This is a genomic window from bacterium (assembly GCA_029210965.1).
GTDB lineage: Bacteria > BMS3Abin14 > BMS3Abin14 > BMS3Abin14 > BMS3Abin14 > JALHUC01.
On record JARGFZ010000012.1, the window covers coordinates 44,784 to 71,721 of the forward strand.

At 52.6% G+C, this 26,938-nt stretch carries 25 protein-coding genes and 1 tRNA gene; 13 read left to right on the forward strand and 13 right to left on the reverse strand.

What is annotated here, in order from left to right; translation table 11 throughout:
* Positions 1-21: 21 nt before the first annotated feature.
* Entirely contained in the window at positions 22-2,604 is a 2,583-nt protein-coding gene (locus tag P1S59_06850; GenBank protein ID MDF1525969.1) for a pitrilysin family protein, read from the reverse strand.
* A gap of 510 nt (positions 2,605-3,114) precedes the next feature.
* On the opposite strand from P1S59_06850, the gene P1S59_06855 reads away from it, so the two are divergent.
* The 4 genes from P1S59_06855 to P1S59_06870 all read left to right on the forward strand — a co-directional run bounded on the left by P1S59_06855 (position 3,115) and on the right by P1S59_06870 (position 7,651).
* Positions 3,115-3,441 (forward strand): hypothetical protein, encoded by a 327-nt coding sequence (locus tag P1S59_06855; protein ID MDF1525970.1) that lies wholly within the window; start codon positions 3,115-3,117, stop codon positions 3,439-3,441.
* A gap of 258 nt (positions 3,442-3,699) precedes the next feature.
* Positions 3,700-4,911 (forward strand): hypothetical protein, encoded by a 1,212-nt coding sequence (locus P1S59_06860; protein ID MDF1525971.1) that lies wholly within the window; start codon positions 3,700-3,702, stop codon positions 4,909-4,911.
* A gap of 290 nt (positions 4,912-5,201) precedes the next feature.
* Entirely contained in the window at positions 5,202-5,972 is a 771-nt protein-coding gene (locus tag P1S59_06865; GenBank protein ID MDF1525972.1) for a cytochrome C, read from the forward strand.
* Complete coding sequence (locus P1S59_06870; protein ID MDF1525973.1) at positions 5,963-7,651, forward strand: hypothetical protein; 1,689 nt, start codon at positions 5,963-5,965, stop codon at positions 7,649-7,651. The genes P1S59_06865 and P1S59_06870 overlap by 10 nt, the downstream gene beginning before the upstream one ends.
* A gap of 110 nt (positions 7,652-7,761) precedes the next feature.
* Here P1S59_06870 and P1S59_06875 read toward each other — a convergent pair whose 3' ends face one another.
* Both P1S59_06875 and serA read right to left on the reverse strand, forming a co-directional pair.
* Positions 7,762-8,247 carry a hypothetical protein gene (locus tag P1S59_06875; protein ID MDF1525974.1) on the reverse strand — a complete coding sequence of 162 codons (486 nt, stop codon included), beginning with the start codon at positions 8,245-8,247 and terminating at the stop codon, positions 7,762-7,764.
* A 517-nt stretch (positions 8,248-8,764) separates the two neighbouring features.
* Entirely contained in the window at positions 8,765-10,384 is a 1,620-nt protein-coding gene (serA, locus tag P1S59_06880) for a phosphoglycerate dehydrogenase (protein ID MDF1525975.1), read from the reverse strand.
* 180 nt (positions 10,385-10,564) lie between these two features.
* Here serA and P1S59_06885 point away from each other — a divergent pair, with 180 nt between their 5' ends.
* Complete coding sequence (locus P1S59_06885; GenBank protein MDF1525976.1) at positions 10,565-11,143, forward strand: CoA pyrophosphatase; 579 nt, start codon at positions 10,565-10,567, stop codon at positions 11,141-11,143.
* Positions 11,144-11,325: 182 nt separating this feature from the next.
* Here the strand turns inward: P1S59_06885 and P1S59_06890 are convergent, their stop codons facing one another.
* The 5 genes from P1S59_06890 to P1S59_06910 form a co-directional block, all read right to left on the reverse strand.
* Positions 11,326-11,796, reverse strand: coding sequence for a YbaK/EbsC family protein (locus P1S59_06890; GenBank protein MDF1525977.1), 471 nt, complete (start codon positions 11,794-11,796; stop codon positions 11,326-11,328).
* 16 nt (positions 11,797-11,812) lie between these two features.
* Positions 11,813-13,141 (reverse strand): outer membrane protein assembly factor BamD, encoded by a 1,329-nt coding sequence (bamD, locus tag P1S59_06895; GenBank protein ID MDF1525978.1) that lies wholly within the window; start codon positions 13,139-13,141, stop codon positions 11,813-11,815.
* A 92-nt stretch (positions 13,142-13,233) separates the two neighbouring features.
* Complete coding sequence (locus tag P1S59_06900) at positions 13,234-13,716, reverse strand: hypothetical protein (protein ID MDF1525979.1); 483 nt, start codon at positions 13,714-13,716, stop codon at positions 13,234-13,236.
* A gap of 4 nt (positions 13,717-13,720) precedes the next feature.
* Positions 13,721-13,957 (reverse strand): hypothetical protein, encoded by a 237-nt coding sequence (locus P1S59_06905; GenBank protein MDF1525980.1) that lies wholly within the window; start codon positions 13,955-13,957, stop codon positions 13,721-13,723.
* 14 nt (positions 13,958-13,971) lie between these two features.
* Entirely contained in the window at positions 13,972-14,574 is a 603-nt protein-coding gene (locus P1S59_06910; GenBank protein ID MDF1525981.1) for a carbonic anhydrase, read from the reverse strand.
* 436 nt (positions 14,575-15,010) lie between these two features.
* Between P1S59_06910 and P1S59_06915 the strand changes: the two genes are divergently transcribed.
* Positions 15,011-15,190, forward strand: a complete 180-nt coding sequence (locus tag P1S59_06915) for a hypothetical protein (protein MDF1525982.1) — start codon at positions 15,011-15,013, stop codon at positions 15,188-15,190.
* A gap of 134 nt (positions 15,191-15,324) precedes the next feature.
* Here P1S59_06915 and P1S59_06920 read toward each other — a convergent pair whose 3' ends face one another.
* The gene (locus P1S59_06920) at positions 15,325-16,557 is read right to left on the reverse strand and encodes a hypothetical protein (protein ID MDF1525983.1); all 1,233 of its coding nucleotides are present in this window, start codon (positions 16,555-16,557) and stop codon (positions 15,325-15,327) included.
* 210 nt (positions 16,558-16,767) lie between these two features.
* Between P1S59_06920 and P1S59_06925 the strand changes: the two genes are divergently transcribed.
* The 6 genes from P1S59_06925 to P1S59_06950 all read left to right on the forward strand — a co-directional run bounded on the left by P1S59_06925 (position 16,768) and on the right by P1S59_06950 (position 22,371).
* A complete protein-coding gene (locus tag P1S59_06925; protein ID MDF1525984.1) occupies positions 16,768-18,075 on the forward strand; it encodes an ATP-binding protein in 1,308 nt (435 codons plus the stop codon).
* Between the two features lie 142 nt (positions 18,076-18,217).
* The gene (locus P1S59_06930; GenBank protein MDF1525985.1) at positions 18,218-18,718 is read left to right on the forward strand and encodes a hypothetical protein; all 501 of its coding nucleotides are present in this window, start codon (positions 18,218-18,220) and stop codon (positions 18,716-18,718) included.
* Positions 18,719-18,834: 116 nt separating this feature from the next.
* Positions 18,835-18,910: transfer RNA gene (locus tag P1S59_06935), tRNA-Ala, on the forward strand.
* Positions 18,911-19,138: 228 nt separating this feature from the next.
* Positions 19,139-19,342: a GIY-YIG nuclease family protein gene (locus P1S59_06940; protein MDF1525986.1), complete on the forward strand. Its 204-nt coding sequence runs from the start codon at positions 19,139-19,141 to the stop codon at positions 19,340-19,342.
* A gap of 174 nt (positions 19,343-19,516) precedes the next feature.
* The gene (locus P1S59_06945) at positions 19,517-20,764 is read left to right on the forward strand and encodes a Fic family protein (GenBank protein MDF1525987.1); all 1,248 of its coding nucleotides are present in this window, start codon (positions 19,517-19,519) and stop codon (positions 20,762-20,764) included.
* Between the two features lie 356 nt (positions 20,765-21,120).
* Positions 21,121-22,371: a LytR C-terminal domain-containing protein gene (locus tag P1S59_06950; protein MDF1525988.1), complete on the forward strand. Its 1,251-nt coding sequence runs from the start codon at positions 21,121-21,123 to the stop codon at positions 22,369-22,371.
* Positions 22,372-22,512: 141 nt separating this feature from the next.
* Here P1S59_06950 and P1S59_06955 read toward each other — a convergent pair whose 3' ends face one another.
* Together P1S59_06955 and P1S59_06960 are read right to left on the reverse strand one after the other, a co-directional pair.
* Positions 22,513-23,103 (reverse strand): SGNH/GDSL hydrolase family protein, encoded by a 591-nt coding sequence (locus tag P1S59_06955; GenBank protein MDF1525989.1) that lies wholly within the window; start codon positions 23,101-23,103, stop codon positions 22,513-22,515.
* A gap of 44 nt (positions 23,104-23,147) precedes the next feature.
* Positions 23,148-23,639 (reverse strand): YfcE family phosphodiesterase, encoded by a 492-nt coding sequence (locus P1S59_06960; GenBank protein MDF1525990.1) that lies wholly within the window; start codon positions 23,637-23,639, stop codon positions 23,148-23,150.
* A gap of 78 nt (positions 23,640-23,717) precedes the next feature.
* Between P1S59_06960 and P1S59_06965 the strand changes: the two genes are divergently transcribed.
* Positions 23,718-24,533 (forward strand): hypothetical protein, encoded by an 816-nt coding sequence (locus P1S59_06965; protein ID MDF1525991.1) that lies wholly within the window; start codon positions 23,718-23,720, stop codon positions 24,531-24,533.
* Positions 24,534-24,585: 52 nt separating this feature from the next.
* On the opposite strand, the gene P1S59_06970 is transcribed toward P1S59_06965, so the two are convergent.
* On the reverse strand, positions 24,586-25,254 hold the full coding sequence (locus P1S59_06970; protein ID MDF1525992.1) for an alpha/beta hydrolase: 669 nt from the start codon (positions 25,252-25,254) through the stop codon (positions 24,586-24,588).
* A gap of 160 nt (positions 25,255-25,414) precedes the next feature.
* Positions 25,415-26,818, reverse strand: a complete 1,404-nt coding sequence (thrC, locus tag P1S59_06975) for a threonine synthase (GenBank protein MDF1525993.1) — start codon at positions 26,816-26,818, stop codon at positions 25,415-25,417.
* Positions 26,819-26,938: the final 120 nt, after the last annotated feature.

The window sequence follows — 26,938 nt, forward strand, 5'->3', positions numbered from 1 at the left end:
TTAGGGACCTTCAAAATCCCATCAACGAATCACTATTTCTACGAGGTTGGCCTCCGGCAGGTACTTGCGTGTGGCCCGCTCCACATCCTCCGGTGTAAGGGCCAGCAGCCGCTCTCTGTAATCCTCCCCGAAAGTGTGGGTCAAGCCCTGCCTGGTGGCAACGCCCAGATAGTAGGCCCTGTTTATGGACGAAAGCATGCGCATCTGGAGTCTGCCTGCAAGGCCGTTGATCTCCCGCTGCATCTCCTCAGGTGTCACCCAGGCCGCTCTTGCGGCCTCGATCTGCTCCCTGATCCCGGCACGGGCCCGCTCGATCTTTTCAGGAGAGGTCCCCATGGAAAGGGTGAACACGGCCCTGTCTCCCACACCACCCAGGGATGCACCCACTGAATAGGCAAGCCCCTCCTTTTCCCTCAGCTCCTCGTACAGGCGGGCATTGAGAAGTCTCGAAGCGATGGCCAGAGCCGGAGCGTCTGCCCGATCCATTGCCCCTGTCACTGCACCCACCGCCAGGGTTCCCTGGGGCTTGCCCAGTTCCATCTCCAGCAGGTCGGGTTCCAATGTCAGCGGTACGGGAGTAATTTCAGCCCTCTCTCCTGCCGGAAGTTCTTTGAAAAACTCCTCTACCAGGGCTATGGCCTCTTCTGGCGGCATCCCGCTTACAACAGAGATGATGAGATTTTGCCCGGTAAAGTAGCCTTTGTGAAACTGGAGCAGGTTTTCTTTGGAGATCCCTGAGATGGAAGGTTCGGTTCCATAGACGTCCCCAGCGAGTACCGGGCTGTAAAGCCTTTGTGCCAGGGCTCCTGAGGCAAGTGTACCGGGGTTGGAACTCCTGTAGGAGATATACTCAAGGATCCGGGAACGGACCTCCTCAACAGCTTCCTCCTCCATAAGGGGGTTTGTCATCATATCTGAAAGGAGGGTGACGGCGTTTTTGGCTTTATCCTCCACACACTCGAGGCGGATGTGGGAATAAAGGCGTGATGTGTAGAAATCACCAAAGGGAACCATGGGGTTGTCTGCGGTAGAAAGAGAAATACCAAGCTTGCGAAGGGTCACGTCTATATCTTCTCTGCTCTGGTTGAGGGTTCCCAGGGGGAGCAGACGGTGCAGAAAATCAGCAATCCCGGTTTTCCCCTCAGGCTCCACGGCCAGGCGGTTCCTGGTCATGACGTGCAGGGCAAATACAGGGGACCCGAACCTTTGCTCTGCCACGATCCGGAGCCCGTTATCCAGCATAGCCTCGGCTCGAACCGGTCCCCTGGAAGCTGCATTATCCGATCTCATTGATTCAGGTACGGTAAGGAGAGCAACAAAGGGGGCGCTTACCAGGTATTTCCGGGCCGCGGCGGCCAGGTCCTCATGGGTCAGATTGTCCCACCTGCCGGAGGAGAAACCCTGTCCGGGAGAGCCTGCTGCCACCCAGGGTGCCTTTTCCATCAGATAATAGTGTAGTTTTTCCCTTCCCAGGACCTCTCCGGCCACCAGGGACTCCCTTGTCTGTGCTACCTGACCTGCGAAAGCGTCCAGGGTCAAGGCAGCCGGGATCGCTTCGAGAAGAACCATTTGAGCGGCGGCCGGATCAGATCCGGACGGGAGAACTGCTGATATCACAAATCTTGAAAAGCCATAATTTATGGAAAGTCCGGCGGAGACCGAGTGGGGCTGCATGCCGGCGCCTTTGAGTGCCCTGTCCAGGACACCTTCCCCGCCGCCAAGAACTGCCGCCAACAGTTCCAGCGCCTGAGAGTCCGGCCCCCTTGGGTCGGGCCCGGTAAACCCGATCCTCACCCTGACATCAGGCATGGCACCAGCCAGGAAGTAGGTCCTTTCGGCCGGCAGGGGCATCGGTTTCACCACTTCCGGTGGGATACCACCCATTTCCACATCACCGAAAGACACCCTCACCGCCTCCATGGCCTCGACCGGGTCAAACCCGCCCTTTAAGAGCAGGACCATATTGTCCGGGCGATAGGTCCGATGGTAGAAACGCGCGATCTCGTATTTTCCGGCAGTCCGCATTGTGGTTTCGTTACCAAGGCCCGTAGCGGCATAGGAGGAACCCTCATAAAGAAGGGACTGAAACAATTCCTCCTCCCTTGTCCCGGGGCGGCTCCGGGAGCGATTGATCTCCTCGGTCACCACCTCTTTTGCCTCAACTACGGCCTCCTCTTCTATCGTGGAGTTAAACAGGATGTCTGCCAGGATCTCCAGGAGCTTGGCGAGATGGTCGCGGTGGCCGACGACGAGATATCCCGTATAGTCATCCCGGGTGAAACCGTTGATGTACCCGCCCAGGTCCTTGACCTCTCTTTGGATGAGTTCCTTCGTTCTTTTTTCGGTTCCGGCAAAAACAAGGTGCTCAAGAAGATGGGAAAACCCGCTTTTCGACTCATTCTCGCTGGCGTATCCGGTACGGACAAGAACAAGAGCAGCAACCACCGGTGTGGATGCTTCCCGCATGAGCCGAACATCGAAACCGTTCTTAAGGGTGGACATCCCTGACAGGTCGATAATTTCTGCCCGGGCGGAGCTGCTTACAACAGCCAATGCAGGCAAAAGGAGCAAGATAAGGATCAGGCGCTTTAATATATGTCTCAATGATCTTTTCCTTTCCGTTTTTATAGACATCTTTTTTTTGTCCATCTATTTTGAACATCGTCCTATGAAACATACACATGACCTCACCGGTCCGCAACTGCAAGTAGTTAAACTGCCTGGTCTGAAAGATCGGGCAGTTTAACTATTGAGGATTGCGAATTGAAAATTGAAGATTGATGACTTCGCAAAAAGTCATCAATGCGCCCCGCGCGGGGCACCCAAATCAATGACTCACTCCGTAAGTCATTGATTTGTAAGGAAAGGGGAAACGACGCTTTTCCCTTTCCGTGGAGCGAAAAGTCCCGGATTGGACTTTTTGCGACCCTGTCAAGATTGAAAAACGCGGGAGCATTCTATCAAAAGACTGCATTCCTCGAAAAACACCGAAAGGACCCAGGTGCAGATGTCAAATGCCCAATCAGTAATTCTCAATTCTCAATGGCATTACCTACCCCTTGACACGGAGAGAGATTCCCTATATCAGGGGGGCGAGGGGAAATGGAGGACATTTTGAAGAACAAAATGCCGGATGAACTGAAAAATGAGATCACAACATACCTCACCGAGGTGAAAGCTGACCTGGATAACTATCTGACCTGGGCCATGAGCGAAGTGTCCATGGGAAGCGATACGGGAAAGGCAGCCGAAGTGGTGGAGGATACTATCCACAGGCTCATGACCATCGCATACTACCTGGCCACCTTCTTTGAGGACGCCGATCCATCTCTGATCCTCGCTGACCTGGCCTCTGAAGTATCCGAGGAGCATGGGACTGACCCGAACTTTTTTTCGGGGCGAACCACCATGGCGGATCCGCCCAACCGGACGCGGCACTGAGAACTGTCAGGTTGGAGTTCAGAGTGTAAAGTGTAGAGTGCAGAGAATTGAATATGGAGGGGAACGGAAGTTCCCCTTTTTTAATGCCCATTTATAGCCCATAGCCCTTGTTCAAACAAAAGGCTTTGCCTATATTCTCCTCTACACTCTACACCCTGCACTCTGCACTCTCTTTATTCCCCTTTGACAACCCCCGAGCCCTGTTGTAAGTCTGTCTAGTTGAATCCAATTAACCTTTCCGGACAGGACAAAATACTTTTGTTCAGATCTCCTCAAATCACCCTTATCATCCTGTTTATCTCAACAATGTTGATATTGCCTCTATCTGCCCTGGGAGGGGATTTTTCCCTGACATCCCGGACCTCGGCAACATCCTGGGAGGAGGAGGACGGGACTACCAACAGTTCGGCCTCCGAATATCTAAAGTTTTACAATCGGGGAGCACTGGGAGGGTTCAGACTCGACCTGGAGGGGTACGGGCGATTTTCTCAACTGGAGGAAGAGTGGGAACCAGGTGACGAACCAGGTGACGAAGACCCCAACCGTCTTTACGTTCTCGCAATGACGCTGTCTGGAGAGAACGACCGGAATGTGATCATATTGGGGCGACAGTTTGTCACCGCCCTTGTGGGCCCTGAAATGATCGACGGTCTGTCAATACAGACCGAAGCCGGCAAGGCCACTTTCAATGCCCGCTGGGGTTACAGATCGGATGTTAGCGGGGGTTCGGAGGATGACATCATCCTCGGCCTCGGGTTTGACTATAATATCAAGCAGGGGATGTACCTGTCCCTCGATTACGGCCGCACCTACGATGACCGTACCCTTTCCGAACTTCTGGCCACCGAGTGGGTCTACAGCTGGCACCGGTTTACAAAGGCCTACATCAACCTTAACTGGGACCTCATGTCCCAAACTCTCCATGAGTCTCTTGTGGGCACCCGGCTCTTTTTCTCCGATCGTTTTTCAGCGGTTGTGGAATTTGCGCACAACGTTCAGGTTTTTGACTCCGACTCTATCTACAGTGTATTCGCCGTGGACGCGGCTTACACAAGGTCTTTTTCCCTTCTGTTCACTCCGAGCCGCAACACGAAATACGCCTGGGACTATGTTGTAGAATCCTCCAAGGACGGAGGAGCCAAACGCTATGTAGTCAGCGGCCACTGGACACCTGGCCGCTCAAAGATCTACAGCAGCCTGCTTCAGCACACAGGCACCGGGGGTGATGTGACAGAGATATCCGCTTCGGTGTCCACACCTGTCTTCAAAAACTTTTATGCGGGTATCGGAGGGGACCTTGCCACTACGGAGAATCCCGGTGAGAGTTCGGTGAAGAGCCACCTCGCCTACCTGAGCGGAGAGTGGGAGCTGGGACCAAATACCTCTGTTGACCTGCGATTGGAACACTGCGGCGATGAACTTACAGAACCCACCCGAACCGCAAGGTTGGCCCTGAAAGTGGAGTTCTAGGAGTCTGTTGGAGTATCCATTCAGACTCCTAGCAATAATTTTTCGAAACGGAATTTTGCCTAAAAAGAGGCGACTTAAGAGGATTTTTGGAGCAACTCGTTATGGCTATTGACATTATGGTTACCTTTATTGAAATAACCTCTCAAAAAAAGAGCATTTCGAAAAATTTACAGCAGCGAGTTGAGATAGTCCGACCCACTGCTAGGATGAGTAACAAAAACAGACTGTCTTGCCTCTTCATATTTATTTTATTTTCGGCTGCGCTTCTCACTGCAACCCAGGCTGTGGCCATGCGTTTTTCACACATTCTCCACGAGAAGAATGAGATCTCCCAGTGCTCACGTTGTCACACTCCTGGTGCCGTGACCATTATTCCCGAAAGGGCTGTCTGCTACGGATGCCACGAAGAAAAGGCTATTGAGGAGACTGTGCTGGGCCCGACCAAAACTCACACCCCGCTATGGGTGCGCCAGCACGGGATCGACTCCCAATCTGCCGGGGCGCAATGTTCCGACTGTCACACCATTACCTTCTGTGTGGACTGCCACAAGGGCGGGGAGTTGGGAGTGAACCTGGAAAAACGAATCGTGAGGATGGATACAGCTCCGAGCACCCACACGTCACGGTTCCGGATCGTCCATCCCCTCAAAGCCACCGCTGAGCAGATCGAAAAGTGCTATACATGTCACTCGAAGTCGGAGTGCGTGGACTGCCATGAGGATTACAGACAAAAGTTTCGGGTAACCGGCCGGGAGATCGTTTCCCACCAGAAACAGAATAGTTGGGAAACGATGACCGACCACATCACCTTCCCCTTGAATCAGTGTCAGGACTGTCATCCCGGCGGAGCCCTTTCCTCTGCCCAGTGGAGCAGCGGTCACGCCAAGGAAGCGCGCCGCACATTGAGCAGCTGCCAGTCGTGTCACCCTGAGGGTGATGCCTGCCTGGACTGCCATTCTGCCAAAACGGGCCTGATGATAAGCCCTCACCCCGGGAACTGGGGCAAGATCCAGACCAGGTTCAGGAAGGAATCACCGGAGGTTTGCGCCAAATGTCACTGATGGTACGCGTTACAGCAGGCCTGCTATCGGCATTCCTGGCCTTTACCGGGTGTGGGTTCAACCCCAAGGATTCCGGGGGAGGAATCCCTTCCGGGGTGGAAAAGGGGACCGTCGAGTGCCTGTATTCCGGTTGCCATGATTCTACAACGGCCACAACCAGCGTTTATCCAGGGTACAATCCAGCTGTATCATGGGTCCTGGGGTTTCACGGAAACGTTGACGCCGAATCGGGCTCTATTACAGGAACCTGCACGGACTGTCACGATCCGATCAATGACATTTCCGACTATTCTCTTCTCTTTACTGCCAATTCGACTGGTATCATTGCCGACAGCATTCATACTGCCCTCGGTCTCACCTATAAACCGATCATAGGTTGTGAAGCATGCCACGGTTCTGGAATGGAACATTATGCATACATTGATTCGACCCTGTATTATGGCAATCATCGTGAACCGATGGATAGCCCGGTATTAAATGTTTTCCCTAACCCGTTTCATCTTCTTCCCTGCGGCCCCTGTCACAGTCCGGACCAGCACACCGGAGGGTCTTCCCTGAGCAATGTCCTGGCCAACCAGTATCCAGAATGGTACGGGGGCGATGGACAGGGTTTTTATTCCGATGACGGACATTCCGACTCCCTGATCGTAGAGACCGCCCAGGGCATGATGACCAGCACAGTCCGCGGCGTTCCATGTGCCGTTTGCCACACAGTTGAAGGGTTCGTGACCTACTACGTCAGGGGTGACACATCCTGGGCGTCCAGCCAGGCGGTCATCGATCGGCTCATCTCAGAGACAGGGGACACCGACATTGAGGACCCATCAAACGCTCCCGGCAGCGCTGCTCTTGCGCAGGTCTCATGCGTCTCCTGCCATCCATCCCACGAGCCGGGCGTGCTTGTACGTGGGCTGGACGGGGCCGCCACCGGTACCCAGGGCATGGCCAACCTCTGCGTCAAGTGTCATAACGTGCGGCAACTGATGTCGGATGTGGGTTCCGGCCAATCCGGTACCGGCGGCCTGGAAATACCGAGGCACCCCCAGAAGGAGATGTTTGAGGGTGTCAACAACACAAATAATGACGGGTTGAGGGGAGTGGAATCCCTGCCCAGCTTCCTTGCGGCCGATTCCGCCCACGCCGGCACCAGCAACGTCCCTGAAGGATGCGCCGGCTGCCACTACCTTTTTGTGCCCGAGAAGAACCCCACCGAGCTTCCACTCAAGGCCACCACAGGACACAGGTTCGTCCCGCGGGTAGAGAATTGCCTGTCAAGTTACGGGCTGGGCGGCTGCCATCAGGAAACCGACTTCCTTCTATCCGACGGCACCAACCCCTCTTTTGAGGACTCAACCCTGGGGTCCTTCAATTTCGCATCCATCTACTATTCGGTTGCCGGGCAGCCGGGAGCCGACCATGACTTCGATGGAACCGTTGAACCACTTCAAACCGAGATCAAGGGGATGTTAAACAACCTGAAAAACGATCTCACTGGAGCAGGAGTACTCTTCGATAGCAGCCAGGGTCTTTTCGACCTTACCCAGATGGCCTCGAGAACGACCACAGAGAGGGCCGCCGCCTACAACTACGATTTCGTGGTAGGGGATGGAAGTTTGGGTTATCACAACCCGATCTACGTGGTAAATCTTCTTGCTTCAAGCATCTCGGTTTTGCCTTAAACCAATCCAAAATCCAGGATCTAAAATCTAAAGAAAGGCCGGAGCTTTTGCTCCGGCCTCTTATTTTACCTCTGGACCCTGGACTTTACACTCTGGACTGCAGGTCTTATTTAGAATCCTATTCTAAATAAAACCTGCAGCGTTCCCGTTCCTACATCTTTATATCCGCCACCCCCATCCCACCGGCTGATACGAAGGTCGAACCCGAGGCTGGCCGAGGGGAAGATGGGCCACCCGAAACCTCCACCAAGGGTCACACCTGCTCCGTCGATGTTCTCGAACTCATGGGCCGAGATGAGAGCGTAGATCCGGGTGGAAAACCCTCCCATGTCCATGACCCACGCAGGCCCGCCCATGACGGCATTGTAGTCTCCCTGGTCATGGGAACTGTCCTGCATGGCGACCATGAGACGGATTCCACCCGACCCAAAAGTTCCCTCGATAGTCGTACCCATGTCGGTGTCCACTCCATCCAGATCATTGTCAAAGGAGACGAGTCCGTAACCCACCCCTAACTCCACAACTGCGTGGGAGGGGGAAGGGAAAGCAAGTAACAGCAATGGTAATAGGAATAGCAGGGGAGTGCGTTTTTTCATGATTTGTCTCCTTTGGGAGAAGTGTAGCATAATCCGTGATCCGCCTGCCACGGCGACTTGTCACGGCGTAGTTCGAAGAACGAAGACGGAAGCTGAAAGCGAAGACGGGTGATCCGTAATCAAGTAAAAGTATACCAATCGCCCGAACAACAAATCAAATAGAGGTAGGAGGAATAAAAGAAACAAGTATTTCTTCATCCTCCATTTTGCATTATTCATCCTTCTGCGTCGAAAGCCCCATTCCTTGACTTACCAAGGGACACCATAGTGCATCAGATGCGGGGTGCGATTGAGGAACCGACCGGAGGTCCCGCCTGTGGCGGGAGCGAGGATCTCAGAGGGGTGATAACACAGCCATTATCGCACCGGATGGACCATGCTCACCGGTCGCCAAGAGTATGCCAGATGGGAGGCTCGACCGATGAGGGAACCGGAGCGTACATGATATCGTACGTGAGGATTGTCGAAGAGGGAGTACGAAACAGATGGCGTGCTATTGGCAGCCGTACTAATCAGCCTACAATACGATTTCCTTCGCTTCGAGTATTTCTTCAAGATTCACGATCTCGCGCAAAACCCCCTCAGGCAGCCTTCCATCCAGGGCAACAAACCCCACGGCGCTCCCCTGACAACTCTCCCTTCCCAGAAAGAACCCCGCCACGTTGATCCGGTTCTCTCCAAGGATGGTTCCCACCTTTCCAATAACTCCCGGCCTGTCCTGGTTGGTAAAAACCAGGAACGTTCCCTCAGCAACGAGGTCCACGCGGAACCGATCCACCGCAGTTACCCTTCCGCGCAGATCGGCAAACACAGTTCCTTCAACCGTGTTGTCTCCCTGGTCAGTGATAACCTTGACGGAAATGAGATCGCTGTAGTTTTTAACCCGGTCAGCCTTCGCCTCTGTAATGGATATTCCTCTCTCCTTGGCGAAATAGGGAGCACTGATAAAAGTAGCCGCTTCCTGCTGATTTCTTTCCATGAGTCCCTTCAGAACCGCAAAGGTGTACGGCTGATAGCGGAAGGGGGAATCGAAGACCTTTTCAGAGACATCTTCGGCGAACAGGGATCCCACCAGGGTGACATGGACCTCCTCGATCCTGCCCGTTACGAACTGAGAAAGGAACCGTCCCATCTTTTCGGAGAGATCGAAATAAGCCTGAAGCTCAGGTGACAAGCGACCCCTGACGTAGGGCAGGTTAACAGCGTTCTCATAGGAACTCCCATTCAACACATTGATAACCTGCTGTGCGATGATCACCGAAACGTTCTTCTGGGCTTCCTCCGTGTTTGCTCCAAGGTGTGGGGTCATGATGAGGTTGGGCACTCCGTGAAGTGGCGAATCATCGGGCAGCGGCTCCTTTGAAAAAACATCCACTGCCGCCATGCTCACTTTGCCGCTTTCAAGGGACCTTGCCAGTGCAGATTCATCCACGATGCCGCCTCTGGCGCAGTTGATCAGCACCACTTTGTCCTTCATCACACCGAACTGACTCTCTCCGATCATCCCTTTTGTTTCCTCGGTAAGGGGTACGTGGAAAGTGATAATATCGGACCGATTGAGAAGCTTGTCCAGGTCTTCCACCAGCTCTACTCCGGCCTTCTCCGCCTTTTCCCTCTTGATATAGGGATCGTAGGCAAGAATACTCATATCGAAAGACAGCGCTCTTCGCGCCACTTCGCTCCCGATGCGCCCCAGGCCGATGATACCAAGGATTTTCTTGTAAAGCTGGATTCCCATGAACTTTTTGCGGTCCCATTGGCCGCTCTCCAGGGAATGATGGGCGAAGGGCAGCTTTCTCACTGCACCCAGCATCATGGCAAGGGTGTGCTCAGTGGCTGCCAGAGTATTGCCGGTAGGGGCGTTCAGGACCACAACACCCTTCCGGGATGCTGCTTCAATATCAACGTTATCCACGCCCACGCCGGCCCTTCCGATGACCTTCAGGTTCTGGGCCTTTTCCAGGATCCCCGCAGTCACGTCGGTCCCGCTTCTCGTAATAAGGGCATGATAGGATTCGATATTATCCGCGAGCTTATCTCCCTTAAGAGAAAGGTCTACAACAACCTCAAAACCCTCCTGGGCGCGGAGAATATCGATACCCTCCTGATCAATGGAATCGGTGATTAGAATTTTCATGGCTGCTTCCTGTGAATAGGGAAAAGGGAATGGTGAAAAGTGGTCGATGCCGGCCCTATCTCCACCTGATTTCAGCTCCTACAGTGGACTGTAAACCTTTAACTGTATGCTGTCCATCCGAATGGATTTGAACTTTAGCACGGTTATTCAAGACCATCAACGGGGCTTGGAGCTTTTCCCGTGACCAAAGCAAATGTACCCGATACAATAAGCTTTATGCTGCGAAAGATAAGAGACACATTAAAAGATCACCAACCCCATGACCTTCACCAGGAAGCCAATGCAGCCGTCCTCATCCCTCTTTTTGAGTACAACGGCAGCATCGGTCTGGTTCTGATCCATAGGTCTGAAACAAAAGGGCTGCACAGGGGACAAATGGGGTTTCCGGGGGGCATGGCTGAGCCCGCAGACGGCGGAGACCTGTTGCAGACAGCCTTGCGTGAGTCGGAAGAGGAACTCAACCTTTTTCCTGAAGATGTTCAGATCATCGGGGAACTCTCACAGCGCCAAACGATCGTTTCTGGACTTACGGTAAAACCCTTTGTGGGCATAATTCCATTCCCCTATAACTTCTCCCCGGACCCTGTTGAGGTTCAGAGCACTCACACTGCTATCTTGAGCACCCTGGTAAATGAGGTGATCACAGGAGTCAACTCCTTTGAACTGCCTCCGCCGATCTACCCTGTGAACGGGAAACCTGTCTGGGGATTAACAGCGAAGATCATCACGGAGTTGTTGGAAGTGATCGGTGAAAAGTGAAGGGTGAAGGGTGGAGCGTGGAAGCGAAACCCACTCTGCTTTTCCTGTCAAGTCCGAAGGTTAAATAGTACCAGGACCTTGCACCTGGTTCTGACCTTACAGAACACTTATTAATAATCACCGAACACTGATCCCCTGATTCCTGGACCGATTCTAACCGTTCACTGTCCACTGTTCACTATTCACTCCTTCGAAATGCGGCACACCTTGGCTCGGGTTATTTCCTGTAGCATTTCGAAGGTGGTTTCGAACGCGTTGTTGTTTTCCCCCGCTGCAGGGTAGATCTTCCCGTCCCGGGGAAACCCTTCATCCATCAGGACAGGGATCTTCTGGAAGTGCCCTATCGGGGGCACAGCGCCCACAGTAAACCCGGTCCACTTCTGAACCATATCCGGATCTGCCATTCTCACCTTCTTCACTTCCAAAACGCGAGCAATGGCCCTCATATCAGCCCTGCGGTTTCCAGGGATCAGGGCAACTACTGGTTCATCCTGAGCTGAAAAAACCATGGATTTGACGATCCTGGCTACTTCAACCCCAAGCATCATTGCTGAATCCTCTGCCGTTTCGGTCTTTCGGTCAAAACGCCTGACGGCCGGTTCATGACCGGCCGTCAGCAGCGATTCAACTACCTTTTTTTCACCTCTGGGCATCTAAAACACCAAGGCTTCAGTTTCCGGTTCCCTGGTCAACCTCAGGGACCAGGGCCTCTTCAGGGTTATCTCCTGCGGGAGCCTCCGGTTCCGCTGCTGCTTTCATTTCCTCGATAACCTTTCGAGCATCCTCAATGTGCCTGTTGGTGGGGAACGTTTCGATAAACTCCTCCAGAGATTCCTGTGTTCCCGCCGCCATGAAAGGCTCGTACTCCAGGTCTTCAATGAGATAACTGGCTTCCTCAACATGGATATTTTCGGGATAGCTGGAGATGAACTCTTCGTACCCTTCCACGGAGTTCATCTCCTTGTAGGTCTTAAACTGGAGCGCATCCATCCTTGTCTGGGCTTCCTGGGCAAAGGAGCTTTCGGGATACTGGGCAAGAAATTCCGCATACCCTGAGGCCGTGTCCTGTTCCTTGTAGGGCTCGTATTGAAGGTCCCCCAGTTTTTTGGAAGCCTCCTCCGCGAAAGGGTTGTCAGGATAAAGTGCAAGAAATTCCGTATAACCATCGATGGTGTTTTGCTCCTTGAAAGGCTCATACTGGAGCTCTTCCATTCTTAACTGTGCTTCCTCCACGTTGGGGTTTTCAGGGTAGGTCACCAGAAATTCAGCATAGCCCTCGGGGGTATCCTGCTCTTTGAAAGGCTGATACTGGAGCTGGATCAGAAGCACCTCAGCCTCCGCGACATACGTACTTCCAGGGAATTCTTTCAGAAAGTCCTCCATGGCGGCAGCCGTACCCAAAGCCTTGTACTCATTAAATACAGCCTCCCCAAGAAGCCCCTGAGCCTCTTCAAGATAGGGGTTTTCAGGATATTTGGCGATAAACTCCTCATAAGCCCGGGCCGTACCCTCCTCCTTATAAGGTGTGAACTGAAGATCGTACATCCTGGCGGCAGCTTCCCGGGCAAAAGGGCTCTCGGGATGTTTATCCAGGAACTGGCCGTAGGCTTCGGCCGTGTCCTGTTCCTTGGAAGGTTGATATTCCAGCAGCGACGTCATCTCGTTCATTAATGTTTCTACTTTATCGAGCTCTGCTTTGAGTTTCTTGCGGTCAGCCAGAAGCGCATCATTTTTCTTTTTGATTTCATCCATCTGCTCCTGCTTGGAGACTTTTGAAAGAGCAGAAACCTGCGTCCTCAGATCCGACTTGTTCTTTTTCAATTGATCGTTGAGGTCCGTACTGGCCTTTTGCAGAAGGCTGTAGGCCCCGTTAACGTCACCTGCATCCTGAAGCTGTTTGGCCTCAGCCACTGGATCAGCCGTTACGGTTCCTGGCATACCGAGACCTGCTAACATCATGAACATCAGAGCGCAGACCGAGATCCTTTTACCGAACATGTTAAATTCCTCCGTGTGATATTGCTGTCTACCGGTAAGATGACCTCCTTGAGGACCCTCTAGCCTCACACCTTACCGGACTGATCGTCTTTTTAAAGTGGCTTGTCTTCCACAGGCCGCACTAAATCCAGCTTCCAGAGGTTGACAAGTTTTCCGCTTCCGAGCAGGGTCCCGGTGGCCGCATAACGATTTTCACCCATCCTGTGCAGGACCTCGCACCCGGTCAAACTTCCATCACCGGAAGTATATGTACTGATAAGCCTGTCATCAAAAAACACAACCTTCCCCTTCAGATCGCCCACCGTCTCGTTGGCCTGAAAGAAATCCAGCTGCAACTCATCCTCGGATGGTATCATTTCGTAGGAGGTCTGGAAGGTCAAGGGGTTTGATCGTGATACTATCGACATTTCCCCGATGTTCAATATCTTTCCGTCCTCATGGCTGACCTGGATCCTTCCCTGGATCGGCACACGAGCAAGAGGCTCTCCTGACATCCCGTGACCCGCTACGATCCAGAAGCCGGGCTCGGTAAGGAAAGGATGTTCTCCCTTAAACAGCTTTTTCAAATTAGTCATTATCTCAGGGGCTCGTGTCGCCGTTTATATCGTCCATGGCGGCCATACGATCGTCAATCCCTCCCACCACGACGAGGACAACAATACAAACAACCGCTCCAAAGCCGAGAAGCAAGGATTCAGTCACAGGGATTTTTTTCTGAATCTCCCCTCCATAGTAGATGATAACACCGTAAACCGATATGCCGATAAAAACCGATGCGGCCAGGTGCTGTACGAACTGCAAAAGCCTTCTTTTCATGATTAGCGCTACCGTTACCCTTCCTCGTCCAGGACCGTTACCTCACTTGTTGACAGGGAGTATATGGCCCCCTTGACCAGAAGTTCACCCTTCCGAACAGCGGCGTCAATAACAGGAGAAAGTTCGAGGATCCTGGCCATCGTGTATCGGACAGTGGCAGACACCGCTTCGTGCATAACTTCGGCGACATCTTCTCCCTTCCTAAGGGATGGCTTGACCACAGGCTCGAGCTCCCTGATAATTCCACCAAGCGCTCCCCCCAATTCATCCCCCTTACCTTCCAGGGCAGCCTGAACAGCACCACAATTCTCATGGCCCAGAACAAGGAGAAGGGGAACCTTTAAGTTCAAAACCGCGTATTCCAGGCTGCCTATTACCGATGACCCTGGCACCTTGCCGGCGACCCTTACAACGAATATCTCACCGATCTTCTTATCAAGCACATGTTCTGGTGGAACTCGGGAGTCCGAACAGCTTAGAACAGCTGCGATGGGGCTCTGGAAGTGGAGCATGGCCCCCAGGTCTACATCCACGGGATTGCAGACACCGGTCCTTTCCCCCTGCACAAAACGCTTGTTTCCGCTCAGAATTTTTTCCAGTACTTCTGAACCTTTCATAAGCGCCCTCTCCGGATCATTTCCCCTCTATACTGATAACCTCGCAAAATTTCCCTTGGAGATCTCTTAAGAGCTGGCACAACCCTGGCTTGGCTCCCCAGCCCCGCGAACTGAATCGGTCCCGCGTCGATAGCGTGGCCCCCACCCCAGTTCCGCCGACAGCGCAACTGGTTGATGGACCTTTTGCGTGTCCATTAAAATTCAATCCCGCATTAGAACAGCAAGAACGATTCCTAGTCAAGGGCTGCATCTACTATTGAGAACCTCGCAATGAAATTTCTTCGACCTGTTTTTCGAAGCACGGCTCAATATAGTGGGTCTGCTTGACCATCTAATTACACCTAAAAACATTCACCTAAATAATTTGACTTCATCACAAGGTTAGCATGTTAATTTAACTTAATTTTCTAAAACAATCCCCGCTCCAGAGGTGAAAATGGAAGCGCCTATATCCTTTATTGCCATACTGGCTCCCACACTTTCCCTTGTGGTTTCCATCTCCGCTGACACTGCGCAATACAATATTGATATGACTATTCGCCAGATCGCTCACGATATCGGCCTGAAAGGCAGAGAGCTGGCTGAATTGCTGGACCTGGAAGGCAGTGTGGGATAAATAGTGACTTGCGATTGATGGGCTATTAATTAAGGATTCAGAATTGAGGATTCAGAATCAAGGGCACTGTTGTTGGAGGACAGAGATCCATTGTATATAATCCTCAATGCTCAATTCGGAATGCGGAATTCTCATTATTGTTCCAGCTCCCACAACCCCTTCGTGGTTCCGATCCAAACCTTTCGACTGTCCAGAGTTACGTACAGGGCGCTAGGCTCGCCTCTGATGTCGGTGCCCAGCCCATAGCTCTCGTGCTGAGCCGCCTGCTTTCGGGCAATGTATTCATCAATTTCCACATATCGGCGAATATCGGTCATAGGATCCATATTAATCTCTTTTGATGGGTCTCTATTAGATTTGCTGAGGCTCTGTTTAACCCCTTCCCCGGATCGCTGGGCCACCCAGAGATCGGACCCTCTTTTTTCCAAACCCGATATCATTGCTTTATTGTATCCTACCATTTTCCATCGGTACTCAAAATCGCGGGTATCCCTGGATCCGAACAAGGTTCCGGACCATCCTGTGTAACCCTGGAAGGTGGGCCATGGTTTGCCCTCAACACGGCCCTGGAGCCCCCCCCACAACAGCCCGACATCTGTTCCGGCCCAAATAACATCCCCAACTGCCACGATGTGTTGAAACTTCAGATCCTCCCCGAGTTTGAAAGCGGCCACGGCATTTTCTCTCACGACGGCCAGGCCGGAATTCCGGTTCCCAAAAACGATCCGGTCCGAACCTACGGATATAGCCGATACGGGCGGGCGAAATCGATCTGAATCCCCTCCCTTTCTTCCGAGTTTGAACCCCGGGCCAACGTAGACCTTACCCGCACCTGATCCGGATTTCCCGGTCATGGCAACCAACCAATCCCCATCAGGGCTGTAGACGACCCATTTGCCTTCCCTGTAGGCCGCGACACCCTTCCTGGTGCCAATCCACAGGGTCGAACCGGGAAGCCCATCCTCGCTGCCATCAACGGCGAGGCTCAGCACCCCATCATCGGGAAGTCCCCCATAGCGGCTAATCTTAACCTCCCACGTTCCATCGGAAAATATATGAAGACCCTCACCATCAGACCCAAGATATATCACCCCTTTATCAACAGCCAGACAGGTGACCTGACTCCATTTACGTATCCCGGGCACTTCCTGGCCCACCCAGGGCCCATCGCCATTTTTCACAAACAGGCCGTCGTTATTCACCGCAACAACCACATCACCTTCACCCGCAAGAGCCAGGATAGGACCGTCAAGAACCCTCCCCTTGCTGACAGTGTCGTAGGTAGGGGGCAGGGGTGTCGCGCAACCAGCCAGAAAAGCCACAGACAAGGTTAGCATTACAGCGTGGCCGAAAACCGATCTCAACATTGGAATCTCCAGTCAGTGCGTTTGAGTCTTGCCTTGGAAAAATAGGGTCACGAAAACAAAGCTACCATCAATCCTGATGCAAATCCAGCAGGTGTAAACATCTCAAATCGATTATTCTGGAATTGTACCTTTACAGAGGTGCTGGCTGAAAGGATAATAAAGGTTGTCCTGCCTTTTATTAAACTTGATGATCCAGAGGAGAAGAGCCGGGTGACTTTCCACAGATCAGGCGGCACTAACGACTACAAGAATGGTCGGGACAGCCTCAGCTCTCCCGACCACCGTCTGGGGGCCCTGGCGAGCATTGCGGCCCGCATAGGGGTTTACCAGGACACCCGCCGCCTGGCACGGGAGGCGATGCAGGCAATAGCAGACATTCTGCCCATCAAGGCGGCTTTCTTTCTTCTGTCAGACAGCAACACCAATTCTCTTGTTTTTCATGAAGGATACAACCTTCCTGTGGAGGAGACCCAGCGCCTTCATACCCTTATCAGCTGGGACGATTGCATTGAGGGAGAGGTGGTTCGTGGGGAAAAATCCATCCTCATAGAGGATGTGTCAACCGAGACGCGGGCCATCCACTACCAGGAGGGGTCCATGTCCCTGGGACTTGTCCCCCTTCTGATCCAGGAACGCGCCATCGGCGTTCTGTCGGTCACCACCGCTGCACCTCACAAGCTGGATCAGTCCGACATGGAGTTTCTTCTCACTCTCGGGTCACAGCTCGGGATATACCTCGAAAATGCCCGACTTCTGGAGGAACTTAAGGAGAGCAACAAACAACTCCTCCTGCAGAACCAGGATCTCGAAGAACTTCTCTCAGTCATATCCCACGACCTTCGCAGCCCTCTTGCCACCATCGGGGGATACGCCTCACTGATGATCAAAAAAGGAGAGGAGCTGAAATCTGAAGAGCGCATTGCGTTTGCTGAAACGATCTTCCGGAAGACAAAGGAGACATCCAGGAGGTTCGACGACCTCCTTGCAGTATTTAAAACTGCTATCAGTCAGAAGGATGAGGCCCCTGAGGAATTGGACAGCAGGGTCGCTATCGAAGAGGCGCTCGAGGAGGCCGGTCAGGACCAGAATACCCAGCGGTTCACTATCGAGATCCCTGACCATCTGCCGCGGCTTTTGGGGTATTACACCCATCTCCTGCACCTGTTTACCAACATCTTCTCCAACTCCTTCAAATTCATAGGTGCTCAGGAAGAGCCCCGGATCACAGTGGATTATGAAAAAGTGACAGCAGCGGATGAAATAAACCATCGGTTCCTGGTCACAGATAACGGGATGGGCATTTCGGCTGATTATATCGCCAACATATTCAGACCCTTTACACGGGTCCCTGGCGTGGAAGATATTTCCGGTACCGGGGTCGGGCTGGCTTCGGTGCAGAGGATCGTCCGCAGTCACAAAGGGACCGTGGATATTGTGAGTACGGAAGGAGAAGGTACGACTATAACCTTTGCACTGCCGTGGAAAGAAGTGGAAAAAACCGTGGAGAGTGAAGCGTAGAGCGTAAAGCGAAATAACGCTGAATATTCCCCCTACGCACCACGCTCCACGTTACAGGCCCCTTCCATTGACACCCACCCATACCATTGTTACTCTTTTAATGCAGGAATGAAGATCGCATTAACAGAACTGGAGGTAAGGTATGCCCGAGAAGAAAAAGGCAGAGAAAAAAATGGTTACAGAGGATGTGGAGAATTTTTTCCGTGACATATGGGGCAAGGTGGTGGAATACGCCTCTCTTGGAGCCGAAGAGGCCACCAAGGTCTCTGCCACAGCCAAGACCAGGGTGGATATCGAAACCCTCAAGTTCAAGAGAGGAAAGCTTCTCAAGATGCTGGGCGAACGCTACTGGGACCTGATCGAGAAGGACTCGTCCCTCACTGTGGCAGGCACCGGAGAGCTCCTCCGCCAGATAAAGGGAATCGACAAAGAGGTCAAAGACCTGGAAAAAGAGATGACCAGGAAGACGGAAAAGGCTGAAAAAAAGGCCTCCGCGAAGAAGGCCGCTCCCAAAAAGTCTTCAAAAAAGCCTGCAGCCGCAAAAAAGGCAGCATCTAAGAAAGCTCCTGCTGCAAAAAAACCGGCAGCCAAAAAACCGGCTGCTGCCGAATCTACACCTGAGGAAACCAAGGGAGACGTGTGAGTGTCAGCTAAGAGTGCCAGGGTGCGATTCCACCGGGCTGGTTTTATCTGACAGGTTTTTTTGCCGGGTTGACACCAAAAGCCGGTGGGGGTATATAGAACGTTCGTTTTCTTCATGGGGCTGTAGCTCAGCTGGGAGAGCGCTTGACTGGCAGTCAAGAGGTCCGCGGTTCGATCCCGCGTAGCTCCACCACTCGATGCATAAAAAGAACCCGCTTCAAATGAAGCGGGTTCTTTTTATTTGCTCGTGGCAGGCCGAGTTTGAAAGGCGAAGGGCACCAGTCACGCCCTTGGCGAAATCGAGTTGTCCCGCCTGTTATTGGCTTATAGGAGCGCCTGCCCTGAGCAGAGTCGAGGGGTCCAGGGGCACTCGATCAACCATTTCTCGCCCTTTTGGCACTCCTCTCGCTGTTCATTCAGCATGTCACTTTCACAGACCTTTTACGTATACATCCTGCGCTGTTTTGACCGTTCACTCTATGTCGGTCACACCATCAATTTGAAGAACCGTCTTTACTGGCACCGCTGCGGGTTCACATCCCGATACACGGCGGTACGTTTATCTGTGCGGTTGGTCTATACAGGCCCCTTGAGGCCCCTTGGGGGCCCCTTGGGGTCAGGATAGGAATTTAACAATACCTATCCGTATTATATGGAAATTGACGATTTCCTGCCCTGACCCCAAAATTCCCTGAGCCCAAAATTTCCCAAGCACATAAAGTGGCCATAAAAGCGGACATGTGCAGTGCTTATTAAACATTGTGAATCAGTGTAAATTTATGTTATTAAAGTATTTATTATGGATTCAAAACCGGACAGCAAACCGGCCAAAAAACCGGACAAAACCAACGAAATCGCGGACCGGGGTGAAACTGTAGGCCTGATGGAGCCGCTTGTCATTAGCGAGGACTCCAGACACAGAACAGATCTCACGGATCTGGCGGTTGAGCTCGCATCCAAATCGACCGGATTTCGGCGCAGTTTACCCAAAGGTGTGTATTCGGCGTTGGCAAAGCTGGTCCGCTCAATGAACTGTTATTACAGCAATCTGATCGAAGGCCATGTTACACACCCGGTGGAAATAGAACGCGCAATGAAGGAAGACTACAGTTCAGAGCTTGTAAAACGCAATCTACAGCTTGAAGCAAAGGCTCATATCGCTGTACAAAAATGGATCGATGAAGGCGGTCTTAAAGCTCGCTCATCAAGCAAGGAAGGAATTTGCGAGACCCATCGCCGTTTCTGTGAAGATCTGCCTGAAGAACTCCTCTGGGTCGAAGACCCTGAAAAGAAGGAACGCGTCAAAATCACTCCGGGAGAACTGCGCCACCGAGACGTGAACGTTGGCGGACATATTGCTGTGAGCCCAGGTGCCGTTCCGCGATTTCTGAATCGCTTTGAAAACGCTTACAAAAACCTCGGAAAGACTGACAGCATTTTAGCCGTCCCGGCTGCCCACCACAGGCTTTTGTGGATCCACCCATTTATGGATGGCAACGGGCGCGTTGCACGTCTCATGTCATATGCGAGATTGCTGGAAACGCTGGACACGGGCGGCGTGTGGTCCATCGCGAGAGGATTAGCGCGCAACGTCACCGAGTATAAGAGTATGTTGATCGCCTGCGATTCTGAACGTCGAAACGATCTCGATGGTCGAGGTTACCTTAGCGAGGAAGCTCTGGCAAAGTTTTCACAATTCTTTCTGAAAACGTGCATTGATCAGGTAGCGTTCATGGAAGGGTTGGTGCAGCCGCAAAAATTGCGGGATCGCATATTAATCTGGACAGAGGAAGAAATCAGGATCGATGCGCTGCATCCTAAATCAGGGAAGGTTCTTGAAGCCATTCTATATCGCGGGGAGCTGCCACGAGGCGAAGTTGCAACGCTGCTCGGTGTCAGTGACCGGCAGGCCCGCAGGGTAACTTCTACTCTCCTTGACCGGGAGATCATCGTATCTGGCAGCTCCCGTGCTCCATTGCAGCTGGCCTTCCCTGCCAGACTCGCATCACGTTGGATGCCAGGGTTGTTCCCGGAGCAAACGGAATAATAGAAACAGCCGAACAACTATGGGAAGATCCTTGGGGTCAGGGGTTGAGTTTTGGGTGTCTGGGGTCGGAACTCATTTTCTCAATTTTATCATCGTTGCGTGCTATAAATCTGAGAATGTGCCTGTCCTCTATAGCTTTACGCAAAGGCGGGAGGTACAACCCCAAGGGTGCCATTTTAAAACAGAGAAAAAAGGAAATAGAGCCAGGGCAGGATCAGCAGATCGATAAAACAGGAGAGCCTTATGCGTAACAGAGTTTCCAGCACACTACTACACTTTGACTTGATTTCATTACTGTTGACCTGTAGCATTTCGAGGTGTGCTGGAAAAGCAATGTAAATGAGGAAGGGGAGATCATGCCAGGCAAAAGGATAGCGGCCTTTGTTCTAATGACCTCCCTGTTCATTTTACCTTCCACATCCTCAGCCAAATACACCTACCAGGGCAGTGCTTCTCAGCCCCTTGCCACGATCGATCCTGTTGTCCCTGGGCAAGTCTTCAAAGTCTGGAAACCGGAGGCAATAGAAAAGGGGCGCTGGTCTGCAGGTACCTCAGCCGACTTTCTCCGCAACACTGACAACGGCGATGATGTGGACGTGATCCTCTCCGTGACCGGCGCCTACGGCCTTGGCGACCGGCTGACAGTTGGCGGTACATTTCCCTACATCATTCGTGACCCTGAATTCAACGAGTCTGACCTTCTGGATCTGAAGGCTTTCGCCAGGTACAGGTTTACCGGGAAGAGCTCAAAAACAGGGGTGGGTGCCGAGCTTCTTGCAAGTTTCCCCACAGCAGCCCAGGGGGGCTCTTTCCCGTTGACTCTCGACACGACCCTGCTGAAACTTTCCTTTGCGGTATCGGGCGCCTACCCGGATTGGGACTACGGCCTTAACCTGGGCTATCAGTCCTATCTTGAATCGGAATCCGGTGATGACAGCGACCTGTTTTACGGAGCCTACGCGGGGTGGGAGATATCTTCTGTTATCACAGGTATTCTGGAGTATTCTGCTTCCACGCACACCCATTCCGAAGGCTCTCTGGAAGAAAAAAATACGGATGCAACCGCCCTTGTTGGTGTCAAATACCGGACCAGTGACAGCCTCACTTTGGGGCTCGGCATCGGGAGCGGCCTGGCCGATTCTTTCGCTGACCTCAGGACACAGGTTACTCTGGTGTGGCTCCCAGGCCGGAAAAAAGCCGCCCGGGAAACCACCGTACAAAAGACTACACCAGCTGAAGAGACTCCAGAGAAGGTCTCCATACCGGTACCCCCACGGGTCCTCGGTGGAGATCTCATCGCGGTTGTAAAACCGGGCAAGGGAGATGTCCTGGTGCAGATATCAAACCGCAGCGGTGTCAAAGGGCTTGGAGAAAAGGTAGCCAGGCATCTTGAAAAGGCCGGCTATGTGATACCGGTGGTGGAGGAAGGTACCGGGGATAGCTGGACGGGGTCTTACATCTATTACAGCAAGGGAAACCTCACACCGGCCACAGAGATCAAACTGCTTTTCGCCCGGCCTGGCACCCTGACCCGGACACAATATAAATTGAAAGGGGTGGGTGTACTGCTTGTTCTGGGTGAGGATCTTGCAGGATGGAGTCCGTAGAATAAGTCTTAACCCAGGATCTCAGTTTTAACCCTGCGAAACCCTGTGGAGCAGCCTGGAAATGGCTGCGCTGTGGTAAATTAACTCTAGTCGTTTTTATTTGAACAAGTTGTTTAGCCTGAACTAATATTTCCTCTGCGATTAAAACCCTTGTAAAAATCCACTACTCTCCATCGCCTCAAATACCGCATCAGCAATAAGTCTGTGCCCTTCTTCATTGGGGTGCAGATCGCCTGAAATGATCAGATCGCTCTCAGACCGACCTCCCCTTATCTCCTCAACCCATCGACCGTGAACATCAGCGTATACACACCCCACCTCCTCAGCCACTACCTTCATGGCTTCCCAGTAGGGCAGGACCTGCTTCTCCGCCCAATCTTCGGGGATCGCCTCGCAGGAGAGCATGAGAAGCCTGTGGCAACCGGCGCCCAATAAACGGGATGCCATATTACGAAGGTTGTCTGAGAACTGAACCGGAGATATTCCTGAGAAGGCGTCGTTGACCCCGAAATTAATTGTCACCAGATCGGGCTGGTGCTCGATGACATCCCGTCCCAGGCGGTACAGGCCCCCTTGGCTTGTATCGCCGCTCATGCCGGCATTGATGGTCAACAGGTTCAGATCAGGTCGGATTATTGATATTTGCTCGGTGAGAAAGGAAACAAAGCCCCTGGGAACACCATATCCGTCGGTGATGGAATCCCCAAAAGCTACATAGACCTTGCGTGACATTTATCCGGTCCAGCTGGCCGCTGCGCAAGTGCTACCGAAAACCATTATATAAAGAGCCTCTTTACCTCTTTCGTATCGCTTTCCACAAGGCAGAAGGATGGATCTTCCTTTAGCCCCATGATATCTCCGGGGTTAAGCAGCAGGGTTTCCCCCACCATCTTCTCGGAATATTCGTGAGTGTGGCCGTAAAACACAAAGTCAAAATCTCCGGCCATGGCGTGGGCGCGGGCGTTCTCCGGATAATGGGTCATGGCCACACGGAACTCATCGAAATCCACAATGATGAAACCACCGTACTCCTTAACCTGGGGGCACTCCTGGGGAATAGTACGAGAAACAGCGAGAGGATCACCGTCGTTGTTGCCTTTGACAAGATAGATCCGGCCGGGAAAATCGTACAGAATTTCCAGCATGAAGGACGAGATCAGGTCGCCGGTGTGAAAGAGGGTTTTTGCTCCCTTATCCACCGACAGCTTCACAGCATCTTTGAACGCGTCACGGTTATCGTGACTGTCACCCATAACAGCCAAAAGCATTTTCCCCTCCTTATCTTGTCTGCACTGTCAACTGCGGTTAAAATATGACATAATTGACATCAGAAAACAACTTCTTTTATGAAAGCGATTACAAAGGTGTATTCCGACGAATTTCAGACTTTCCTCAGGGCGGTTCTTCCAGGAATGGGGTATCGGTGGAGGCGTTTTGACAGACGCAACTTTCGACGCCGCGTACGGTTACGCATGGAGTTCCTCCGAATCCGCGAACTGGATAAATACGCCCAGTTTGTCATCAGGGACGAAGCCGAACAAACCATATTGGACTCTTTCCTCAGGCTCACCATCACCCGCTTCTTCCGGAATTCCTGGCTCTGGGAGGAGCTGGGGAAATTGATCCCGAAGGCCGCGGACAGTCTGGAGGAGAACAAGGCCCTGAGGGTCTGGTCCGCCGGGTGCGCGGGAGGGGAGGAACCCTTCTCCATGGCCATGCTCCTGAACGACCTCAGCAGATCTGGGCACCTGGATCATCCGTATTCAATCCTCGGGACAGATACAGACACAGGTTCCCTGAAACGTGCCCGAAATTCGACATACAAGTGGGGATCAATCCGGGAGGTGCCCCGGCACCTCCTGGATTGCTGGTTCCAGGAAAAGGATGGGCTTTGGACCCTGGATGAAGAGGTTCGTAATCTGGTGGAGATCTGTCAGCACGACCTTGTCACCATGGACCCGCCGGGACGATTTCATTTAATACTCCTGAGGAATTCCCTCCTCACCTACAACACCGATGAGGTTCAGCGTAAGGTCCTGGGCCGGATCCATGAGTGCCTGCTGGCGCCAGGGTACCTGATCATTGGAAGGACGGAGACAATGCCGGAGGGAGAGGGTTTTGAGAAAGTGAGTAAATGTATATACCGGAAAGATGGAGGATGAAGGAGGGAGGGTGAAGAAAAACGCAACGGTGTAACATGTGTTCGGTATTGTTCTATTCCTCCTTCTTCCTTCCTCCTTCCTCCTTCTGTTTCTTAAAACGGCCCGTTTTAAGAAACGATATCGTCTGCTCTACAGTCTCGTTATCAAAAAGTATGAGCGTGTGGGTGTTGTGCACCAGGGTGAAATCGGCAGCTCCGGGCAGTTTCGTCTCCTCCACCCGAACGGTCCCGTCATCGTCCCCTTCGAGAAGGGGGTTGTAGCCGCCCTCCGCCCCCCGCCCGCCCGCGATGATCCCGAACTCGCATTTCGGGACAGGCAGGCTCTCAAAAAAAACTTTATTTTCAGTGGGCAGCTCCTGGCCGGCTGGCCCGAAGATCCATCTGTAGATACCCAGATGCTCCAGGCGCTCTGCCATGAATGAGCCCTTGTTCGGTGGAGCGATCATAACGACCCTGCCCAACCCGGGGAGGTCCTTCCCAAGCACCATCCGGATGACCAGGTTTCCCATGCTGTGGCCCACGAAATTGATGCGATGGCCCTCACCCAAAGCGTCCACCTTTTCGCGGATGCCTGCTGCCGCGGCCTCAATGGACACCTCTGTGCTCGGGTAACCGAGGTTGTAGACCTGGTAGCCCGCCTTTTCGAGGCTGTTCTCGAGGTATTTCATGGACAAGGGGATATTGGCGATACCGTGGAGGAGAACCGCCACTTCTTCGGCCATGACAGGCTTCGACAATCCAGTAAGAAAAAGGGGGATCAAAAATACTATTAACCTGACTCTAAGCAGGAAAGTGGATACTCTTCTGGCCGAAGAAGTCAAGTGTAGAGTGCAGGGTGCAGAGTGTAGAGTATAACGCTTTCTATTTTGCACTTGTTACTTTCTACTTTTTCTTCAGCCCCAGATATTCTGCGACATCTTCCACGCTTCCATCCATGGAAACGGGCACATTCTTAAGGGAATCACTGGTTTTGATCTCATATTCCGAGGGGAAGGAGTCCTCGAAGTACATCCTCTGGAATTCGGCGAATTTTAACTGGTGGGAAGTGGAATCCACAACCAGAGTGTTCTCAGGGCCAACGATACCCAGGCCGATGGCTTTCTTCAGACCCGCGATGGACTCTCCGCCCTGGGTGCACACAACATGACCGTGGCGGTTGGCTGTGAGCATCCCCTCCATGATCTCCTGCTCGGTGACCCTGACCATGAAAAACCGGCTCTTGAATCTCTCCTCTACAAGCTTGCGGACCTTGGGAAAAGATACGGGGTCCCCGATCATGGCAGCCTGGGCTACGCTGGGGATAACGGTCACCGGCTGATAATCACCTGTCATGGACCACCTGTACACCGGATCTGCATGATCGCTCTGCACACCCACAACAGTGGGAAGCTCATCAATGATCTTGAGCCGATGCAGGTCGAGGAACCCTTCCATGAGCGCTGTAATATTCCCCGCGTTTCCAATAGGTACCACGACCACAAGATCCGATGTATCCCAGTTCAGCTGTTGCGCCACCTCGTAGGAATAACTTTTTTGCCCGTTGATACGCACGGGGTTTTTGCTGTTTAAAAGGAACACTTCATAGTTTTCCGACAACTCCTCTACCACTCGCATGCAGTCATCAAACACCCCGGGCAGCTCAATAACAGTGGCGCCCGAGCCCAACGGTTGCGACAACTGCTGAGGAGTTACCTTCCCCTGGGGTAAAAGTACCACCGATTTGACACGCCCCTTGGGTAGGTAAGACAGATAAAGTGCGGCCGCTGCGGAGGTATCTCCTGTGCTGGCGCAGATCCCCAGGACCTGGTCCAGCCCCTTTTTAATGATGATGTGATTGAGATAGCTTATGGCGCTTGCCATCCCCCGATCCTTGAAACTGGCAGAGGGGTTCTGCCCATCGTTCTTGACAAAAAACGGCGCGCCAAGCCAACTGGCCAGGTCGTCGTTGGCCCGGATCATGGGAGTGTGTCCCTCACCCAGGTAGATCACATCCTCGGGGGGGACCAGAGGCATGATCAGCTCATGGAACAGGAATATCCCGGACATGGACGCCTCGTTGGACTGCCTGCGCCTGTCGAAGATCTCCCGCCACTGGGAACCGGATGTCTTTTTCAGTTCATCGAAGGAGCGATCGTGAAGCCTCAGGAGCGACCCGCAGGAGGGACAAGTGTAGTAGAAATCCTCTATGGGATACTCTTTACCGCAACCGATGCAGGAATAGACAAGATCACCCCGGTAGCCGGGCATGGGGATCTGGGCAACTGCTTTTTCTTTTCTGCGGGGCATTGCACACTTTCCTTTCAGGAAAAGTTGATGATCTCCGGTAAAGATCGGATTTTAGCAGGGAATGGGAAATGCGTGAATAGTGAATAGTGGAGCGTGAAGCGTAGAAAATGATAATAACGG

Excerpts from the sequence above, each read along its gene's own strand:
- P1S59_06900 (MDF1525979.1), bottom strand. The coding sequence starts at position 13,716 with ATGACTAATTTGAAAAAGCTGTTTAAGGGAGAACATCCTTTCCTTACC.
- P1S59_06865 (MDF1525972.1), top strand. The coding sequence starts at position 5,202 with ATGCGTTTTTCACACATTCTCCACGAGAAGAATGAGATCTCCCAGTGC.
- P1S59_06965 (MDF1525991.1), top strand. The coding sequence starts at position 23,718 with ATGAAAGCGATTACAAAGGTGTATTCCGACGAATTTCAGACTTTCCTC.
- P1S59_06910 (MDF1525981.1), bottom strand. The coding sequence starts at position 14,574 with ATGAAAGGTTCAGAAGTACTGGAAAAAATTCTGAGCGGAAACAAGCGT.
- bamD (MDF1525978.1), bottom strand. The coding sequence starts at position 13,141 with ATGTTCGGTAAAAGGATCTCGGTCTGCGCTCTGATGTTCATGATGTTA.
- P1S59_06945 (MDF1525987.1), top strand. The coding sequence starts at position 19,517 with ATGGATTCAAAACCGGACAGCAAACCGGCCAAAAAACCGGACAAAACC.
- P1S59_06940 (MDF1525986.1), top strand. The coding sequence starts at position 19,139 with ATGTCACTTTCACAGACCTTTTACGTATACATCCTGCGCTGTTTTGAC.
- P1S59_06955 (MDF1525989.1), bottom strand. The coding sequence starts at position 23,103 with ATGTCACGCAAGGTCTATGTAGCTTTTGGGGATTCCATCACCGACGGA.
- P1S59_06905 (MDF1525980.1), bottom strand. The coding sequence starts at position 13,957 with ATGAAAAGAAGGCTTTTGCAGTTCGTACAGCACCTGGCCGCATCGGTT.
- P1S59_06890 (MDF1525977.1), bottom strand. The coding sequence starts at position 11,796 with ATGCCCAGAGGTGAAAAAAAGGTAGTTGAATCGCTGCTGACGGCCGGT.
- P1S59_06970 (MDF1525992.1), bottom strand. The coding sequence starts at position 25,254 with ATGGCCGAAGAAGTGGCGGTTCTCCTCCACGGTATCGCCAATATCCCC.
- P1S59_06870 (MDF1525973.1), top strand. The coding sequence starts at position 5,963 with ATGTCACTGATGGTACGCGTTACAGCAGGCCTGCTATCGGCATTCCTG.
- P1S59_06930 (MDF1525985.1), top strand. The coding sequence starts at position 18,218 with ATGCCCGAGAAGAAAAAGGCAGAGAAAAAAATGGTTACAGAGGATGTG.
- P1S59_06950 (MDF1525988.1), top strand. The coding sequence starts at position 21,121 with ATGCCAGGCAAAAGGATAGCGGCCTTTGTTCTAATGACCTCCCTGTTC.
- P1S59_06920 (MDF1525983.1), bottom strand. The coding sequence starts at position 16,557 with ATGTTGAGATCGGTTTTCGGCCACGCTGTAATGCTAACCTTGTCTGTG.
- thrC (MDF1525993.1), bottom strand. The coding sequence starts at position 26,818 with ATGCCCCGCAGAAAAGAAAAAGCAGTTGCCCAGATCCCCATGCCCGGC.
- serA (MDF1525975.1), bottom strand. The coding sequence starts at position 10,384 with ATGAAAATTCTAATCACCGATTCCATTGATCAGGAGGGTATCGATATT.
- P1S59_06875 (MDF1525974.1), bottom strand. The coding sequence starts at position 8,247 with ATGAAAAAACGCACTCCCCTGCTATTCCTATTACCATTGCTGTTACTT.
- P1S59_06915 (MDF1525982.1), top strand. The coding sequence starts at position 15,011 with ATGGAAGCGCCTATATCCTTTATTGCCATACTGGCTCCCACACTTTCC.
- P1S59_06960 (MDF1525990.1), bottom strand. The coding sequence starts at position 23,639 with ATGCTTTTGGCTGTTATGGGTGACAGTCACGATAACCGTGACGCGTTC.